The sequence below is a fragment of the Streptomyces sp. NPDC000151 genome (assembly GCF_040301705.1).
In the GTDB taxonomy this organism is placed as follows: Bacteria; Actinomycetota; Actinomycetes; order Streptomycetales; family Streptomycetaceae; genus Streptomyces.
Window position 1 is genome coordinate 146,650 of sequence record NZ_JBEPFC010000001.1, and the last position, 16,010, is coordinate 162,659.

Here is a 16,010-nt window from a genome sequence, read left to right on the forward strand (position 1 = left end):
CGTCTCCCCGAACCCTCGTACAGTCCACCCCTCTTACTGAGGCTTACTGGGTCTTACTGGGTCTTTTTTTACTGGGTCTTACTGGGGCCGGGGTGAAGGGCCGGGGCGAAGGGTCGGCTTCCTTTCGGCCGGGGGTCAGCCGGCCGACTCTCCCGCGTGGGGGCTCAGCACACCCGCTCCGATCAGTACGAACAGCGCGATGCCCAGCAGGACGCGGTAGATGACGAACGGCATGAAGCTCTTGGTGGTGATGAACTTCATGAACCACGCGATCACCGCGTAGCCGACGACGAAGGCGATGATCGTGGCGAAGATGGTGGGGGGCCAGGACACATGGCCCTCGCCCGCGTCCTTCAGCTCGTAGACGCCGGAGGCCAGTACGGCGGGGATGGCCAGCAGGAAGGAGTACCGTGCGGCGGCCTCCCGGGTGTACCCCATGAGCAGACCGCCGCTGATCGTGGCGCCCGAGCGCGAGACGCCGGGGACCAGGGCCATCGCCTGGCAGACGCCGAAGAGCAGACCGTCCTTGACGCTGAGGTCGGTGAGCGTCTTGCGCTGCTTGGCGGCCCGGTGGCGGCCGCCGGTCTCGTCGCGTGCCGCCAGGCGGTCGGCGATGCCGAGGACGACGCCCAGCACGATGAGCGTGGTGGCGATCAGGCGGAGGTCGCGGAACGGGCCCTCGATCGCGTCCTTGAGGGTGATGCCGAGAACGCCGATCGGGATGGAGCCGATGATGACCAGCCAGCCCATCTGGGCGTCGTGGTCCTGCCGCATCGCCTTGTTCCCCAGCGAGCGGGCCCAGGCCGAGATGATCCGGACGATGTCCTTGCGGAAGTAGATCAGTACGGCCGTCTCGGTGCCGATCTGGGTGATCGCGGTGAACGCGGCGCCGGGGTCGTGCCAGCCGGCGAAGGCCGCGGTCAGGCGCAGATGCGCGCTGGAAGAGATCGGAAGGAATTCGGTCAGGCCTTGGACAAGCCCAAGGATGAATGATTCAAACCAAGACATGGGTAGTACGCCATCCGGAAGGTGATCGTGCCGCGACCAGCAAATGCGCAGGTCGGCAGGGAGTTCGGGGTGGCGGCCGTCATGCGTGCGGCCGCGGTGCGTGCCGGTTCGGGGGAGGGGATCGGGGTCGGCGTCGTGGTCGTCGTCCTCGGGCTCGGCCGTTTGCTGGCGTTGCTGGCTGGGTCGGGCGGAGCTGATGCCGCATCAAGCAACCTGAGGCGTGACGCGCAGGGCGCGCTGCGTACGACACGGGGCGCGGGACGCGGGACGCTGGGCGCGTACGCGTGCAGACGCACGTGCGGATCACTGATGGATGGCACAGCTGGTGAGTGGTGTGGCTCGTGGGCGGGCTGCGACGCGATCTTGCGCCGGTCGTAGGGCAGCGTAGCGTCCCGAAGTGACGGGCAGGCGATCGGCCCGGTTCTGGCCCGGTCTGCCCCTGCGCCCGTGGCTGCGCTGGCCCCGGCGCCTGTGGCTGCGCTTGCCCCGGCGCTTGTGGCCGCGTTTGTGGCTGCGGTTGTGGCGGTCCTGGTCCGATTCTTGTAACCGCCCGGCTCACCGGCTCGGTATTCGTGACGGTCGTACCCGGCCCTGTACCCACGAGGGGCGTACCCCGGCCCTGTGTTCGTGACGGCCTTGCCCGGACCGGCGCACGCACGGTCCGGGTACGGGATCCGGGGTACCCTCCGCCTGGCTGCGCCTAGTTGCGCTCAGGCTCGCCTCAGCTTCGGTGCCAGCAGGTCGAGTGCCTGTTCCCAGCGGAATCGGATGCGGCCGCCGCCCGTGCGGGGCGGGTGCGGGGCGTAGTCGCCGAGCAGGACGCCCATGCGGCGCAGCCGGGCCAGGCTCTGTGCGTACGCGGGGTGCGCGGCTTGCGCGGCGTTCAGGTAGGGCAGCGCGGCAACGGGGATGCCGAAGCCGTGTGCCTCGCACAGGATGCCGAGGGCGAGGGTGTCGGCGATGCCCTGGGCCCACTTGTTGATCGTGTTGAACGTCGCGGGGGCGACCGCGATCGCGTCGGCGGGCGGCAGCGGGCGCGGCTCGCCCGGCGCGCGCCAGGTCGACTGCACGGGAAAGCCGGTCTGGGCCTCGATCGCGGTGGCGTCGATGTACTCCAGACCGCGCGGCGTGGCGATGACGCCGACGTGCCAGGTGCGTTGCTGCGCGGAAGTGATCAGCTTGTCCACGTCGTCGGCGATGCCCGCCGCGCAGAGCACGACGTACAGGAAGGGCTTCCGGCGGCTGCCGGTCACGTCTGAGTCCCTGCCGGGCACGCCCGGGTCCGAGTCCCTGCCGGGCACGCCCGGATCGGCGTCGCCATCAGGCGCGATCGCGTCCCTATCGGGCACGCCCGGATCCGCGTCCCCGTCGGCCACGTTCGGACCGCTCACGCCGGTGCTCCCAGGCGGCGGCTGAAGAGGTGCAGTTCAGGGAGGGCGCGGTGGCGGTCGCGGGCGGCCATGTCGGCGACCATCTCGCGTACCGCGGGCCGGCGGATGTCCTGGGACGCGCAGCGTTCGGCGATGCGCAGTGCCTGGAAGGCGTCGGCGAGCTTGCCCTGCTGGCTGTACGCACGGGCCACGTCCACCCACAGGCCCGCGCGGCGCTCCGGTACGGGGATGTGACGGCGCATGAGGGGGCGTGCGGCCTCCAGCGCCTGCCCCGCGTCGCCGAGCGAGACGGCCGCGCTGACGGTGTGCAGCTCCACGTTGGTGGGGCTGAAGTTGGCCCAGGCGTCCGGCCGGTCGTGCGAGACGTACCGCGCGACCTCCCGTGCCTCGTCGAGCATTTCGCGCGTCGCGGCCCGGTCTCCGCTGCTGCTGGCCGCGGTGACCCCGCGCAGCAGCATCAGTCCGAACGCGGCCAGATAGCGCGGCGTACGGCGGTCGTAGGAGCCCGAGAGCTGATCGGCGGTGTGCCGGACGATCGCCACGGCCTGCGCGGCGTGCTTCTCGCGTACCAGGACGTGCGCGTGGACGCGGACGCTGGACGCGAGCACCTCCGGATCCTCCGAGCGCTCCGCCTCCGCCATCGCGCGGCCCACCGCGAGCCAGGCGTTCCCGTGGTCGCTCTGCTTCAGGAGCAGGCCGGCCGCGGTCTGGTACGCGGTGGCAAGGAGGCCGGAAAGCTGCGAAAGCTCGGCCGAATTGCCGTCGGTGGCGTGCCGGAGATCGGCGATCACGTCGGGGAGGGCGCCCTCCAGTTCCTTGTAACTGCAGTTGTAGAACAGGCGGCGCACGGCGGCCACCCGCTCCCGCAGCTCGGCGAATTTCAGTGCCGGCCGGGCGGCTGCCTTGCCCGGTCCGGGAAGAAGCGAACGGACCAGGTCGTCATGGGCGACGGGCGCGGGTACGTCCGGTGTCGCGAGCGCGGCGATGCTCGCGGCGAGGAAGGTGCGGCGGTACATGTCCTCTGCCTCAGGGTCGGCGGTGCTTACATCCGGGGAGGCAGCAAGGCCGAGACTGTCCAACGGAATACCGAGCACCTGTGCGACTTCACGCAACAGGCGGGTGTCTTCGGTACCCCGGCCGCCTTCGAGGCGGCTCACCTTCGACTGGTGATAGCCAAGCTCTTTGGCGACATCCGCTTGCGAGCGCTTCTTCAGCACTCGCGCCCGGCGGATCACTTCGCCCAGCCTCTTCGCTTCACTTTGTGCGTCGACCATGTGTGCCACGGCCCCTTTGCCGTCGCCGATCCTGACTGCTCAACCGAGCGTAATGAAACCATAATCGAGAGTGATGCAGCCTCTGCATGAGTCATGCAGCCGCCGCGTCCGATCTGGCCATCGCGGCCGTATCGCTGCTTGCCTGAGTTGCCCACTCAGTCAGGAGGCCACTCATGCAAGCGCACGGGCTCACCTTCTCCGTGCCTGGTACGCCCGCCGCCGCAGCAGCAGCGCGGCGCCGGGTAGTGAGCGACTTACGGGGCTGGAGCGTGCAATTCGACGCCCAGTCACTCGATAACGTCGAACTGGTAACCAGCGAATTGATCACCAACGCGGTCCAGCACGCGGGCGGCGGACCCGTCGCCGTCAGCGCACGACTGGACGGTGAGGCCCTGCTGATCGAGGTTTCCGACTCCAGTACCGAGCTTCCGAGCGCGTGCCTCGCGGACATGGACGACGAGGGCGGGCGAGGGCTGTTCCTCGTCGCGGCGTTATCCGTCGACCACGGCGCCGAGCGCACGCCGACGGGCAAGCGGTGCTGGGCGGAGATCCCGGTCAGTTGGGTACCGCGTACGACCGCTCCGACCGGAGGCGGCACGGCGGCGCACCTCGCCGGCGCACGCGTTCCGCTGCGCTGTGTCTGACGGCGCGTCGGTGACGCGGCGCGGACGGTAAATGGAATGGCTCGTACCGGGCAGGCAATTGACCGGAATCGATTGAGGCTGAGTTCTACTGCTCAGCACTGGTCAGGGGAATAGCTGACGGTGAATGAGAATGTGCGACTGGTGCTGCCTGGCCCCCGCAGCGCGCGGTCGCTCTTCTTGTCTCCCGATATCCCGAGTGATCCCTCAGCCCGTTACCGTGTGCTATACGGGGACGGCAAATGAAAAACGCATATGCACGTGCGGATGCATGTGTGTAAGTGCAGCGATAACAAACACGCATGCGATTGCGCTCAGGAATCCGAACTGCCGCGCAGTGCGCCGCGCTTCCACCATGCGACGGCGACCGCTGCGAGACCCGTGACGGCGATGAAGCCCATCGAGATCAGAAAAGCCGGTGACGTGGGCGTGGACGCGCGGGCGCCGGCCACCACGTACGCGGCGGTGTTCGGGATGCTGCCGAGCGCGGTCGCGAGGAGGAACGCGGGCCACCGCATACGGGACACCGCGGCACAGTAATTGGTGGCCGCGAAGGGCAGACCGGGGAAGAGCCGGATGGCCAGCATCGAGCGGAAGCCGTGCCGGCTCAACTGCCGGTCGGCCGCGGAGAGCCAGCGGGTGCGGAGCAGCGGCCGCAGGGCGTCCTGGCCCAGCAGCCGGCCGAGACCGAAGGCGAGCGCGGAGCCGAGTACTGTTCCCAACAGCGCGGCCGGCGTGCCGATCTGCGCGCCGAAGAGGGCGCCCGCCGCGGCGTTCAGCACGGGACGCGGGACGAACGCGGTCGTGCACAGCCCGTACGCGACCGTGAAGAGCACCACGGCCGCGCCACCGGAGAGGTGCGGCGGCCACCCGTGGGCCAGCAGGCGCTGCGGTTCCCATACGAACATGGCGGTCGCCGCACACGCGAGCAGCGCGACCAGCAGCGCCAGCCGCGACCAGGGCGACAGGAGGAGCCGCGTACAGCGCACGGCGAGGGCGTCGGGCGGGGTAGCGGAATCGAGCATCAGGGGAGCGTAACCGACTCGACGTCGCAGCGGTGTAACAAGGTGTACGGGGAGGAGGGCGCCCCGCTGCTCGTTCCCCGCTGATCCCTGCCTGTTCCAAGTGCCCGCTGCGCGCCGCGGCCCGCGATAAATCGGTCGACGCGGCGCCGCCCGTCGGCGATCCTTTGGCGCATGACCCGGTTCGCCTTCCTCGCGCTCACGTCCGCCGCCGCGGACGCGCCGAAGGCTGCCGTCACCGTCCCGGCCAGGATTGCCGTCACCGCCCCGGCCAGGGCTGTAGTCCTCCCGGCCAGGGCCGCCGTCCTGCCGGCCACCGCCGCACTCGACGGCGTCCGAAGCTGACCCTCCCCGGATCGTCCGGCGGGCCCCGCAGGGGGAGGGTCGGGCCGGTCGAGGGGTCCGTACGGCGCTGAGCCGCCGTCATCATCACAGCGCTGCAGCCGCGTACGAGTACCGCCTCGGTACCGTTATCGACCTGCTCCAGCGCTTCCGCACCGCGCTCCGCGGCCGACGCACGCCGTCCGCCGCGGTCCGCGCGAAGGAGACAGACACCCATGTCCCAGAGCCCCAAGACGGCCTACGTCCGCACCAAGCCGCACCTCAACATCGGCACGATCGGGCATGTCGACCACGGCAAGACGACCCTGACCGCCGCCCTCACCAAGGTCCTCAGCGACCGCGGCAGCGGCACGTACGTCCCGTTCGACCGCATCGACCGGGCCCCGGAGGAGAGCGCCCGCGGCATCACGATCAACATCTCGCACGTCGAGTACGAGACGAGCACGCGGCACTACGCGCACGTGGACATGCCGGGCCACGCCGACTTCATCAAGAACATGGTCACCGGAGCGGCGCAGCTCGACGGCGCGATCCTGGTCGTCTCCGCGCTCGACGGGGTCATGCCGCAGACCGCCGAGCACGTGCTGCTCGCTCGGCAGGTCGGCGTGCGGCACCTCGTCGTCGCCCTCAACAAGGCCGACGCCGGGGACCCCGAGCTGACCGACCTGGTGGAGCTGGAGGTACGCGAACTGCTGCACGCGCACGGCTACGACGGCGAGCACGTACCGGTCGTCCGCGTCTCCGGGCTGCGCGCCCTGGAGGGCGACCCGCGCTGGACAGCGGCCATCGAGGCGCTGCTGGACGCGATCGACACGTACGTTCCGATGCCCGAGCGCTACGTGGACGCGCCGTTCCTCCTGCCCGTGGAGAACGTCCTGACGATCACGGGGCGGGGGACGGTCGTCACCGGTGCTGTCGAGCGCGGCAGCGTACGCATGGGCGACCGCGTGCAGATCGTGGGCGAGACGGGCGACGGCGCCACGGCCGTGGTCACCGGCCTGGAGACCTTCGGCAAGCCGATGGAGCACGCGGAGGCGGGCGACAACGTGGCACTGCTGCTGCGCGGCGTGGCCCGGGACGCGGTCCGCCGCGGTCAGGTGATCGCCGCGCCGGGCAGCGTCACGCCGCGTCGCGCGTTCACCGCCGACGTGTACGTGCTGTCCGCCGAGGAGGGCGGCCGGCGCACGCCGCTGTCGACCGGGTACCGGCCGCAGTTCTACATCCGCACGGCCGATGTGGTCGGCGAGCTGGACCTCGGCGAGCGCGGCACCGCCCGCCCCGGCGAGACCGTCCCCGTCACGGTGCGGCTGGGCCGCGGCACGCCGCTGGAGCCCGGCCTCGGCTTCGCCATGCGTGAGGGAGGCCGCACGGTGGGCGCGGGGACGATCCGCACGGTCGTCACCGACACGCACTGAAGTACCGAGCGCGAACCGTACGGAGGGGCCCCGCGGCGCGGTCGCGGGGCCCCTCCAGTGCGCTTACGCGTGCACCTGCACACCCGTGTTCACGTGCAGTTTCTCGTGCAAGGGCGCGGGTGTCCGGGCGTGCGGGGCGGGGTCCGGATGGGGCCTGTCGGCGGGGCCGTCGCGATGGAAGACTGCACGTCCGGCGGGACCCTCGGGCCACGAGCACTAGCGGGAACCCGAGGCAGGACGAAGTCGGAACCATGAGGAATGGGAGTGCGGCACGCATGGCGGGTACGGCGTTGGTGCTGGGCGGTGGCGGGCTGACGGGCATCGGCTGGGAGATCGGGATGCTCGCCGGACTGGCCGAGGCGGGGGTGAACCTCTGCACGGCCGACGTCGTCATCGGCACGTCAGCGGGTTCCCTGGTCGGCGCGCAACTCACTTCCGGGCAGTTGACGTTGGAGGAGCTGTACGAGCGGCAGCTGGTCGGACCTTCGGGCGGCCCGTCGGTCGGTGCATCCGCAGGCGGCGTCGGCATCGCGCAGGGGGGCGGCGCGCCGGCGCGGATGGGAGCCGTGTCGATGGCCCGGTTCGCGGCCATCGCGCTGCGGTCGCGGGACGCGGTGACCTTCGGCGCGCGGATGGGGCGGCTGGCGCTGGCCGCTCGTACGGGCCCCGAGAACACCCAGCGAGCCGTGATCGCCGGACGGCTGCTCTCGCAGGAGTGGCCTGCCCGGCGGCTGATGATCACGGCGGTGGACGCGCTCACGGGGGAGCGCAGCGCGTTCGACGGCGGGAGCGGGGTGAAGCTCGCCGACGCGGTCGCCGCGAGCTGTGCGGTGCCCGGCGTCTGGCCGCCGGTGACGATCGGGGACCGCCGGTGGATCGACGGCGGCGTCCACTCGTGCGCGAACGCAGACCTCGCCGCCGGGTACGGGCGCGTCGTGGTGATCGCGCCCATGGCGTCGGGCGGCGGCCCCGTCGCAACGCCCCGCTCGCAGGCCGCGCGGCTCGCGGCGGAAGGAGCGGAGGTACTGGTCATCACGCCCGACCGGGCCGCGCGGGCCGCCTTCGGCCGCAACGTCCTGGACCCGTCCAAGCGCGCCGCCGCGGCCCGCGCCGGCCGCATCCAGGCGACCGCCCAGGCGGCGGAGGCGGCCCGGGTGTGGACGGATGGGGGATGAGGGACCGCGTCGGGGAACGGCGAACGGTACGGCGAACGGTACGGAAATCCGCCCGCGCACCGCACAATAGGACGGTGGCAGACCGACCCGACGTCCCAACACCTCTCGCACCCGCGACTCCTGAGGCTCTCGCACCCGAGGCCCTCGTGCCCGAGAACGCCGCGTACGAGGCCCTCGTGCCCGCGACTTCCGCGTCCGAGTCCCTCGTGCCCGTCACCCAGGAAGTGGACTGCGGCACGGCCAAATTGCTGCCGGACGTGGACCGGCCGCGCGCCGTGCTGCTCACCGTGGACGGCGCTCCGCAGTCGTACGTGGACCTCGACGAGCCGACGTACTTGGAGTTCGAGTACGCCCGCCGGATCGCTCACGTCCTGGACGCGGTGGCCGATCCCGGCCGCCCGCTCGACGCGCTGCATCTAGGCGGCGGCGCGCTGACCCTGCCGCGCTACCTCGCCGCGACCCGGCCCGGATCCCGGCAACGGGTGATCGAGGCCGACCGCGGGCTGCTCGACCTCGTACGCCGGTACCTTCCGCTGCCCGCGGAGAGCGGGATATCGGTGCACGCCGCCGACGCCCGTACCGCACTGGAAGCGGCGCCGGCGGCCTCCGTGGACGTCGTGGTGGCGGACGTCTTCGGCGGATCGCGGGTGCCGGCGCACCTGACCTCTGCGGAGTACGCGCGGGCCGCCGGCCGGGTGCTACGCCCCGGCGGCTGTTACGTGGCGAACCTCGCTGACAGCGCCCCGTTCGCCTTCCTGCGCGGCCAGCTCGCCAATTTCACGGCGGTCTTCGCGCAGCTGTGCCTGATCGCGGAGCCGTCGATGCTGCGGGGGCGCCGGTTCGGCAACGCCATCCTGGTCGCCTCGCAGGAGGAGCTGCCGCTGGCCGACATCGCGCGGCGCGTGACGGCCGACGCCTTCCCCGCCCGGGTCGAGCACGGCCCCCGGCTGCGGCAGCTCATCGGCGACGCGCAGCCGGTACGGGACGCGGAGGCGGTCCCGTCTCCGGAGCCGCCGACGGGCGCGTTCAGCGTGGGGTGACGGTGACGTCATCGGTCGCGCCCAGCCGGGTCCAGCCGCGTTCAGCCGCGTTCAGCGTGGGTGACGTCGTCGGTCGCGGCGGTGGCCGGGAGGCCGGTCACCGGGACCTGACCCGGCGCCTCGGCCGGAGCGTGCTCGGCGGTCCCCGCCGCGGAGGACGGTGACTCCGGCACCGCCCGCCGCCGCAGCCACCGCACATCCCGTACGCACAGCACCGCCGCCGTCAGCAGCGCGATCAGCGCCGAGCAGCCCCACAGCGCGGCGGTACGGCCCACCAGATCCTGGACCGGGCCCGCCAGGGCCGTGGCCAGCGGCACCATGGCGAGGGAGCCGAGCCAGTCGTACGACGAGACCCGGGAGAACTTCTCCTCCGGTACCTCCTGGTGCAGCGCCATCATCCACGTCACCGCGAACACCTCGAGCGTGATCCCCACCCCGAACATCACGGCCGTCAGAGCCCCGGCCGGCACCGGAACGGCCAGCGCCGCGGAGGGCAGGGCGAGCGGGAAGACGCAGAGCGCGCCCACGCGCAGCGGGTACCGCGGTTTGTACCGGGTCATCAGCAGCGCGCCGCAGACCGTACCGGCACCGAACGCCGCGAGCGCCAGCCCCCACGGACCGGGACCGCCGAGATGATCCTGCGCGACCAAGGGCCCGTACACCGACTCGGCGGCCGCCACCACGGCGTTGACGACGGCGAACTGCAGGACGACCGCCCACAGCCAGCGCCGGGAGACCACCTCCTGCCAGCCGTCCCGGAGGTCGGCGACCAGGCCGTGCCCCGGCTCGCGCGGCGGCACGCCCCGTACGTCGAGGAACGCCCGCAGCAGCCCGGCGAGCGCGAAGGCGGCGGCGTCGACGGCCAGTACCCAGCCGGGCCCGACCGCCGCGATCAGTGCGCCGCCCAGCGCCGCGCCGCCGATGTTCGCGCCGTTCATGCCCATACGGAAGAAGGCGAAGGCGCGTCCCGAATGCTCACCGGAGACGCTGGCCAGGACCATGCCTTCGGCGGCGGGCGCGAAGAACGCCTGTCCGGTGCCGCCCAGCGCGGACAGCAGCGCCATCTGCCACAGCCGGGGTTCCCCGGTGAGTACGAGCAGCGCGAAGGCACCCTGGGAAACGCAGTTCAGGGCGTTGGCGGCGACCATCACGCGGTGTCGCGGCAGCCGGTCGGCGATCGCTCCTCCGATGAGAAGGAAGATCACCAGGGGGATCGTACGGGCGGCGGCGACCAGACCGACGTCGGTCGCCGAACCGCCGGCTGCCAGCACGGCGAACGCCGCCGCGATCAGGGCCCCGGAACTTCCGAGACCCGTGACCACGGCGGCGGCCGTCAGCAGCGTGTAATTGCGCCCCGCCCAGGCAGGGCGCTCCATCTTCATCACAACAGCTTCGCGTTCTTGCCCGCAGGCGTCACTTGGTAATTTCCCGCGGTGGGCACCGTGGGTTGTGCTCGGTCATTCGAGCGGCCGCAGGGAGCTCATGATCTTCTTGATCGTGGCCTCGTCGAGCTCGCCCTTGACGTCCTTGGCGGCGTAGAGGATCCAGGTCGCGTACTCACCGGTGGTGTCGGTGTACGTGACCGCGTACGCCTTGCCGTCCGAGTCGCACTTGTTGCCCTTCTTCACGCCGGTCACGGTCGCCGTTGACAGCTTTCCGGTGATGCCGTGATCGCTCTTGAAGGACTTCGCCTTGGTGCCCTTGAACGTACCGGTCTTCTTCTGATCGTAACCGGCCCAGACCCAGTTCAGCGCCTCGTTCTGGGCGGCCTCGGCCTGGCTCTTCGCGCCCTGCGCGCCCTTGACGCCCGTGCCGGCCAGCGACGAGGTGGACTCACCGCCGCCCTTCTCCTTGATGGTGCACCAGTCCTCCTTGAAGTAGGCCGGCGCGGTCATCGAGATCAGGGTCTTGGGGAAACCGGACTTGTCCTTCTCGTCCTGGAACCCCGTGTAGGTGTCCGCCGAGGTGATCTTCCAGTCCTTGGTGGGGACGTCGAATGCCACATGCCGCTTGGCATTGACCACCGTCTGCCAGCCCTTGATCACCGGCTGATCGGGAGCGTTCGGATCGCCACCGGGCCCCGCGCCGCCGCTCTCCCCGCTCGCCGACTCCGTCGGTTCGGCCGTCGCGGACTGGGAGTGGGTGGGCTTCGGGTCGTTCTTGGCGACGGCCTTCTTGTCGTCCTGGAGGACGAAGACGCCGGTGACCACGGCGGCCGCCACGACCGCGACCGCCGCGACGACGGCGATCGTCACGGTGGTCTTCTTCTCGTTGCCGTTGCCGCCGCCGCTGCCCTTGGGCGACTGCGGTCCGCCGGGACCTTGTGGCCCGCTCGGTCCCTGCCACTGCGGCTGCGGAGGCTGCATGGGCTGCATGGGCTGCTGCCCCTGGTACGGATTGGGCTGCTGGTAACCCGGCTGCTGGTATCCCGGCTGCTGGTACGGATTCGGCTGCTGATAACCCGGCTGCTGATACGGGTTCTGATCCTGCGGGTTCTGCTCGCCCCCGGGCGGCTGCTGTCCTGGCCACATGGGCGCTAACGATAAAGGTCCGAGGTGGGAGGTGTCACAGTCGCCCCAGGGGCGTGACAGAACCCGGACGTTCGCTCGTGACGTTCGCAGCTACTTCGGGAGAGTTTGGCATGCGCTTCGTGGGGCTGGACGACTTGGCAGCTTGGAGCCTTGGCGGCTCGGCAGCTCGGCGGCTTGGCCCTTCCGGAGTGACTGGGGTGGCCAGTTGGCCTACTCGGCAGTAACATTCCGCTCATGACAGTTGAGAGCGCCTCGATGGGTGAAATGCTGGCCGCCGCGGTTCCGATGGTGCGGACCCTGAATCTTGAGTTCGTCGAGGTCACCTCGGAGCGTGCGGTGCTCCGGCTTCCGGACCAGCCGGACTTCCACAATCACATCGGCGGCCCCCATGCGGGCGCCATGTTCACGCTGGCCGAGTCCGCCAGCGGCGCTATCGTGCTCAAGGCCTTCGGTGATCAGCTCTCTCGTGCGGTGCCGCTCGCGGTGCGGGCCGAGATCGACTACAAGAAGGTGGCCAAGGGGCCGGTGACCGCCACGGCGACCCTGGGTCGCCCGGTGGCCGAGGTCGTTGCCGAGCTCGATGCGGGCGAACGGCCGGAGTTCCCGGTCGGCATCGCCATTCAGCGCGAGGACGGGGCCGTCACCGGCGAGATGACGGTTGTGTGGACGCTGCGGCTGAACGGTTGAGGACGCAGGGACGAGCTCTCTGAGACGTGTTGCCGGGCCGGGCCGCCCCTTCGGTCGCGGTCCGGCGTATTCAACTGCGGCCGGCGCTGCCTGGCGTCTCCGCACGGTGGACCGTCTCCGTACGGTGGGCCAAGGCCAGTGTGCCGTCGGGTTCCCACACCAACCCCACGCCTTCGCTGATCCGCGCGAGCGTCGTCCACAGCCAGGCACGGTCCCTCTTCGGCGCAGGTTCCAGCCGCATCCGCCGGACCCGCAGAGGCACCATGCGCAGCGAGGCCAGCAGGCCCGTGTCGGCCGCCGCCGAGACGAGGTAGGCGAGGCGGAGGTCGTCGCGGTACCCCTCGTGGCCGCCGATGCCCTCATAGTCGTCGATGAAGTCTCCGCAGCCGTACAGGATCAGCCGGTCGCGGTACACCTCCAGAGGGCGGGGGTGGTGCGAGGAGTGGCCGTGGACGACGTCGACGCCGCCATCAATCAGGGCGTGCGCGAAAGCGACCTGGTCCTGGGGCACGCGGTAACCCCAGTTGGAGCCCCAGTGCACGGACACGACCGCGATGTCGCCCGGTCCCTTCGCCTGCTGTACGCGTCTGACCAGGGCCTCAGCCGCCACGCTCGTCGGCTCGGGAACGTAGGCGACTCCTGCCTGCTCCGCGGTCGCCGCCCAGCTCGGCGGAATGCCGCTGGACGACATTCCGATGGCGAACACCAGCACACGAGCGTTCTGTCCCACAGGGACCACGGCGGGCGCGTACGCTGCCCCGGCGTCCCGCCCCGCGCCGGCCGTCCGCAGTCCCGCCCCGGCCAGCACGTCGAGTGTCTCTGCCAGACCCGGGCGACCGAAATCCAGCACGTGATTGTTGGCAAGCACGCAGACGTCGGGCCGGGCCACCGTCAGGGCGGGCAGGTTGGCAGGGTGCATCCGGTAGTGGACTGCCTTGCCGTGCGCGAACTCCCCGTCGCCGGTGATCGCCGTCTCCAGGTTCACGATCCGGACGTCGGGGGCGGCCTCCTCCAGCACCCGTAGGGACACTCCCCACAACCACGCCGGAGGGACCGGAGCGGGAATCGGGCCATTCGCCGCCTGGGCCAGCTCCACGTAGGCACGCGCGTCCCGTACTCCGTCCTCCCGCAGCTCCGGGTCGCCGGGGTGCGCGAGGATCTGGTCGACCCCACGACCGAGCATGATGTCGCCGCTCAGAAACAGCGTCACCAGGCCGGTTGGTGTGGTGCCCATGTTTTCACCGTAGGCCGGTACGCAGGCGCGCGGCAGGCCGAGCCGACACACCCTTGGGCCTGACAGCCGCAGCGCCCCGTCTGCGAGGTCATCGAAGAACGAGGACCCGCTGCGCATGCGGCGGCATGACCTCACGGAGGCGTCGCTGCCGGGGACGCCTGCCGTTCCTCAGTGGCGGACAGTGGCAGTGCCGGGCTCGGCGGCAGTACCGCGGTCGGCTGCGGCGTCGGCACCGGGAGTGAAGGCGCTTCGGAAGGCTTCCAGAGCGGCGTCGGAGTCTTCCCGGGCCCAGCCTTCGAGGCCGACGACGCCGGTGTAGCCGAGGTCGTGCAGAGCACGCGCGATGGCGGCGTAATGGACTTCTCCCGTGCCCGGTTCGCAGCGTCCGGGGACGTCGGCGACCTGGATTTCGCCGATGTACGGCAGGGACCGGCGGCAGAGTTCGATGAGGTTTCCCTCGCCGATCTGGGCGTGGTAGAGGTCCAGGTTCATCCGCAGGTACGGGCTGTCGACGGCGCGTACGAGGGCCAGGGTGTCGGCGGCGCGGGCGAAGGGGGTGCCTGGATGGTCGACGGCGAGGTTGAGGTTTTCGAGGGTGAAGACGCGGCCGGCGGCTTCGCCCAGTTCCGCGATGCGCCGCAGCGTGTCGGTGGCAGTGAGCCACATGGCGGGAGTGGCCTCGTGGACGGGGCGGACGGGAAGTCCCTTGTCGTCAAGGCCGGTGCCGTGCAGGTTCAGGCGGGGGCAGTCCAACTCGGTAGCTACATCAAGGGACTTACGGGCCGAGGCCAGCAGGGCATCAATGCCGTCGGGGTCGGTGAGGTTGCCGGTCAGATAGCCGGTCATGGAAGAGAAGGTGGCGCCGGTGGCGGTCAGGGCGTCGAGGTCCTTGGTGGACCAGTCCCAGATTTCGACCTGGAAGCCTTGCTCGGCGATGCGGGCCACGCGCTCGGTGAACGGGCGGTCCAGGTAGAGCATTTCGGCACTGGCGGCGAGGGTGAAGGGACTCGCGGGGAGTGTCATTCGGTCACCTCGGCGATCGTGACGGGCGCTGCGGTGTCCACGCTGCGAATGGCGGCCAGTGCGATGGACAGGGCCCGGCGGGCGTCGTGGCCGGTGACGGGGGCCGGGTTCTTGTGGCGGACGGCGTCGGCGAAGGCGGTCAGCTCGGCGGTATAGGCCGCGCGCAGCAGCTCGGTGTCGCGCCGGGCGGTGTCGACGTGGATGCCCTGGGCGCCGTAGAAGGTCATGTCGGTGCTGCGGCCGTTGCCGGCGGTCACCATGCCCTCCGAGCCGAAGACCTCCGCGCGTACGTCGTAGCCGTACAGCGCGGAGAAGGATGCCTCGGCGGTGGCGATGGCGCCGTTGTCGAAGCGGATGGTGACGACGGCGGTGTCGAGGTGTCCGGCGGCCTTGGCGTCCGGGCGGACCAGCGCGTCGGCGGTGGCGTGGACGCTGACCGGCGTGGCTCCGGGGTTGAGCCAGCACAGCGTGTCGAAGTCGTGGATGAGGGTTTCCAGGAAGATCGTCCACTGGGGGATGCGAGCCGGGTCGGCGGTGAACGGGCCCGGGTCACGGGTCAGCGAGCGCAGCAACTGCGGGGTGCCGGCCTTGCGTTCGTCGATCAGGGCGCGGGCGGCGGCGAAGCCGGGGGCGAACCGGCGGTTGAAGCCCACCTGCAGTACGACACCTGCCTGTTCCGCGGCGGCGATGGCGCGGTCGGCGTCCGCCAGCGTCACCGCCATCGGCTTTTCCACGAAGATGTGCTTGCCGGCGGCGGCCGCGGCTACGACCAGGTCGGTGTGGGACCGGGCCGGCGCGGTGATCAGTACGCCGTCGATGTCGTCCCGGCCGAGGACCTCCTGCACATCGGTGGTGGCCGTCGGAGCGCCCAACTCGGCGGCGAGGCGCTCGGCGGCGCCGGGGGCCGGGTCGCTCACCGCGGCCAGCGCAATGCCGGGTATGTGGCGGGCGACGATCTCGGCATGGTTCGAGCCGATGCGGCCTGCGCCGATCGTGGCCAGCTGCAAGGTGTCCGAGGCGGGCCTGGTACGGCCGGGGGTGGTGTCAGCGACGACCATGTCTGTGCTCCCACATCAACGAGTACGTGCAACGAGTGCGTGCAACCGGTACGGCAACTAGTACGTTCTAGTGAGGGAACGTAGAGCGCCCGCCGCGATCGGTCAAGGGGTCGATATGCTCGGCGAGAGGCCGTCCGGCAGGGTGGCGGAGCGGATTCGACCAGGTGGG

General features: G+C 70.8%; 15 protein-coding genes. 6 read left to right on the plus strand and 9 right to left on the minus strand.

Going from position 1 to position 16,010, the window contains the following annotated elements:
- Nucleotides 1-135 precede the first annotated feature (135 nt).
- From ABT381_RS00715 to ABT381_RS00725, 3 genes are all read right to left on the minus strand, one after another.
- Complete coding sequence (locus ABT381_RS00715; RefSeq protein WP_351586070.1) at nucleotides 136-1,008, minus strand: undecaprenyl-diphosphate phosphatase; 873 nt, start codon at nucleotides 1,006-1,008, stop codon at nucleotides 136-138.
- Between the two features lie 710 nt (nucleotides 1,009-1,718).
- Nucleotides 1,719-2,261 carry a flavoprotein gene (locus ABT381_RS00720; RefSeq protein ID WP_351586196.1) on the minus strand — a complete coding sequence of 181 codons (543 nt, stop codon included), beginning with the start codon at nucleotides 2,259-2,261 and terminating at the stop codon, nucleotides 1,719-1,721.
- 134 nt (nucleotides 2,262-2,395) lie between these two features.
- The gene (locus ABT381_RS00725; protein WP_351586072.1) at nucleotides 2,396-3,673 is read right to left on the minus strand and encodes a helix-turn-helix domain-containing protein; all 1,278 of its coding nucleotides are present in this window, start codon (nucleotides 3,671-3,673) and stop codon (nucleotides 2,396-2,398) included.
- 173 nt (nucleotides 3,674-3,846) lie between these two features.
- Between ABT381_RS00725 and ABT381_RS00730 the strand changes: the two genes are divergently transcribed.
- The gene (locus ABT381_RS00730) at nucleotides 3,847-4,317 is read left to right on the plus strand and encodes an ATP-binding protein (protein ID WP_351586074.1); all 471 of its coding nucleotides are present in this window, start codon (nucleotides 3,847-3,849) and stop codon (nucleotides 4,315-4,317) included.
- A gap of 311 nt (nucleotides 4,318-4,628) precedes the next feature.
- On the opposite strand, the gene ABT381_RS00735 is transcribed toward ABT381_RS00730, so the two are convergent.
- Nucleotides 4,629-5,339 carry a TVP38/TMEM64 family protein gene (locus ABT381_RS00735; RefSeq protein WP_351586076.1) on the minus strand — a complete coding sequence of 237 codons (711 nt, stop codon included), beginning with the start codon at nucleotides 5,337-5,339 and terminating at the stop codon, nucleotides 4,629-4,631.
- Between the two features lie 171 nt (nucleotides 5,340-5,510).
- Between ABT381_RS00735 and ABT381_RS00740 the strand changes: the two genes are divergently transcribed.
- From ABT381_RS00740 to ABT381_RS00755, 4 genes are all read left to right on the plus strand, one after another.
- A complete protein-coding gene (locus tag ABT381_RS00740) occupies nucleotides 5,511-5,681 on the plus strand; it encodes a hypothetical protein (RefSeq protein WP_351586078.1) in 171 nt (56 codons plus the stop codon).
- Between the two features lie 212 nt (nucleotides 5,682-5,893).
- The gene (tuf, locus tag ABT381_RS00745; RefSeq protein ID WP_351586080.1) at nucleotides 5,894-7,093 is read left to right on the plus strand and encodes an elongation factor Tu; all 1,200 of its coding nucleotides are present in this window, start codon (nucleotides 5,894-5,896) and stop codon (nucleotides 7,091-7,093) included.
- 275 nt (nucleotides 7,094-7,368) lie between these two features.
- Entirely contained in the window at nucleotides 7,369-8,268 is a 900-nt protein-coding gene (locus tag ABT381_RS00750) for a patatin-like phospholipase family protein (RefSeq protein WP_351586082.1), read from the plus strand.
- Nucleotides 8,269-8,444: 176 nt separating this feature from the next.
- A complete protein-coding gene (locus ABT381_RS00755; RefSeq protein WP_351586084.1) occupies nucleotides 8,445-9,308 on the plus strand; it encodes a spermidine synthase in 864 nt (287 codons plus the stop codon).
- Between the two features lie 41 nt (nucleotides 9,309-9,349).
- On the opposite strand, the gene ABT381_RS00760 is transcribed toward ABT381_RS00755, so the two are convergent.
- The gene (locus ABT381_RS00760; protein ID WP_351586086.1) at nucleotides 9,350-10,690 is read right to left on the minus strand and encodes an MFS transporter; all 1,341 of its coding nucleotides are present in this window, start codon (nucleotides 10,688-10,690) and stop codon (nucleotides 9,350-9,352) included.
- Nucleotides 10,691-10,765: 75 nt separating this feature from the next.
- Nucleotides 10,766-11,839 (minus strand): DUF8017 domain-containing protein, encoded by a 1,074-nt coding sequence (locus tag ABT381_RS00765; protein WP_351586088.1) that lies wholly within the window; start codon nucleotides 11,837-11,839, stop codon nucleotides 10,766-10,768.
- Between the two features lie 234 nt (nucleotides 11,840-12,073).
- On the opposite strand from ABT381_RS00765, the gene ABT381_RS00770 reads away from it, so the two are divergent.
- Nucleotides 12,074-12,526 (plus strand): DUF4442 domain-containing protein, encoded by a 453-nt coding sequence (locus tag ABT381_RS00770; RefSeq protein WP_351586090.1) that lies wholly within the window; start codon nucleotides 12,074-12,076, stop codon nucleotides 12,524-12,526.
- 70 nt (nucleotides 12,527-12,596) lie between these two features.
- Here ABT381_RS00770 and ABT381_RS00775 read toward each other — a convergent pair whose 3' ends face one another.
- The 3 genes from ABT381_RS00775 to ABT381_RS00785 form a co-directional block, all read right to left on the minus strand.
- Nucleotides 12,597-13,760 carry a CapA family protein gene (locus ABT381_RS00775; RefSeq protein ID WP_351586092.1) on the minus strand — a complete coding sequence of 388 codons (1,164 nt, stop codon included), beginning with the start codon at nucleotides 13,758-13,760 and terminating at the stop codon, nucleotides 12,597-12,599.
- Between the two features lie 168 nt (nucleotides 13,761-13,928).
- Nucleotides 13,929-14,783, minus strand: coding sequence for a TIM barrel protein (locus ABT381_RS00780; protein WP_351586094.1), 855 nt, complete (start codon nucleotides 14,781-14,783; stop codon nucleotides 13,929-13,931).
- A complete protein-coding gene (locus ABT381_RS00785; protein ID WP_351586096.1) occupies nucleotides 14,780-15,841 on the minus strand; it encodes a Gfo/Idh/MocA family oxidoreductase in 1,062 nt (353 codons plus the stop codon). The genes ABT381_RS00780 and ABT381_RS00785 overlap by 4 nt, the downstream gene beginning before the upstream one ends.
- Nucleotides 15,842-16,010 lie beyond the last annotated feature (169 nt).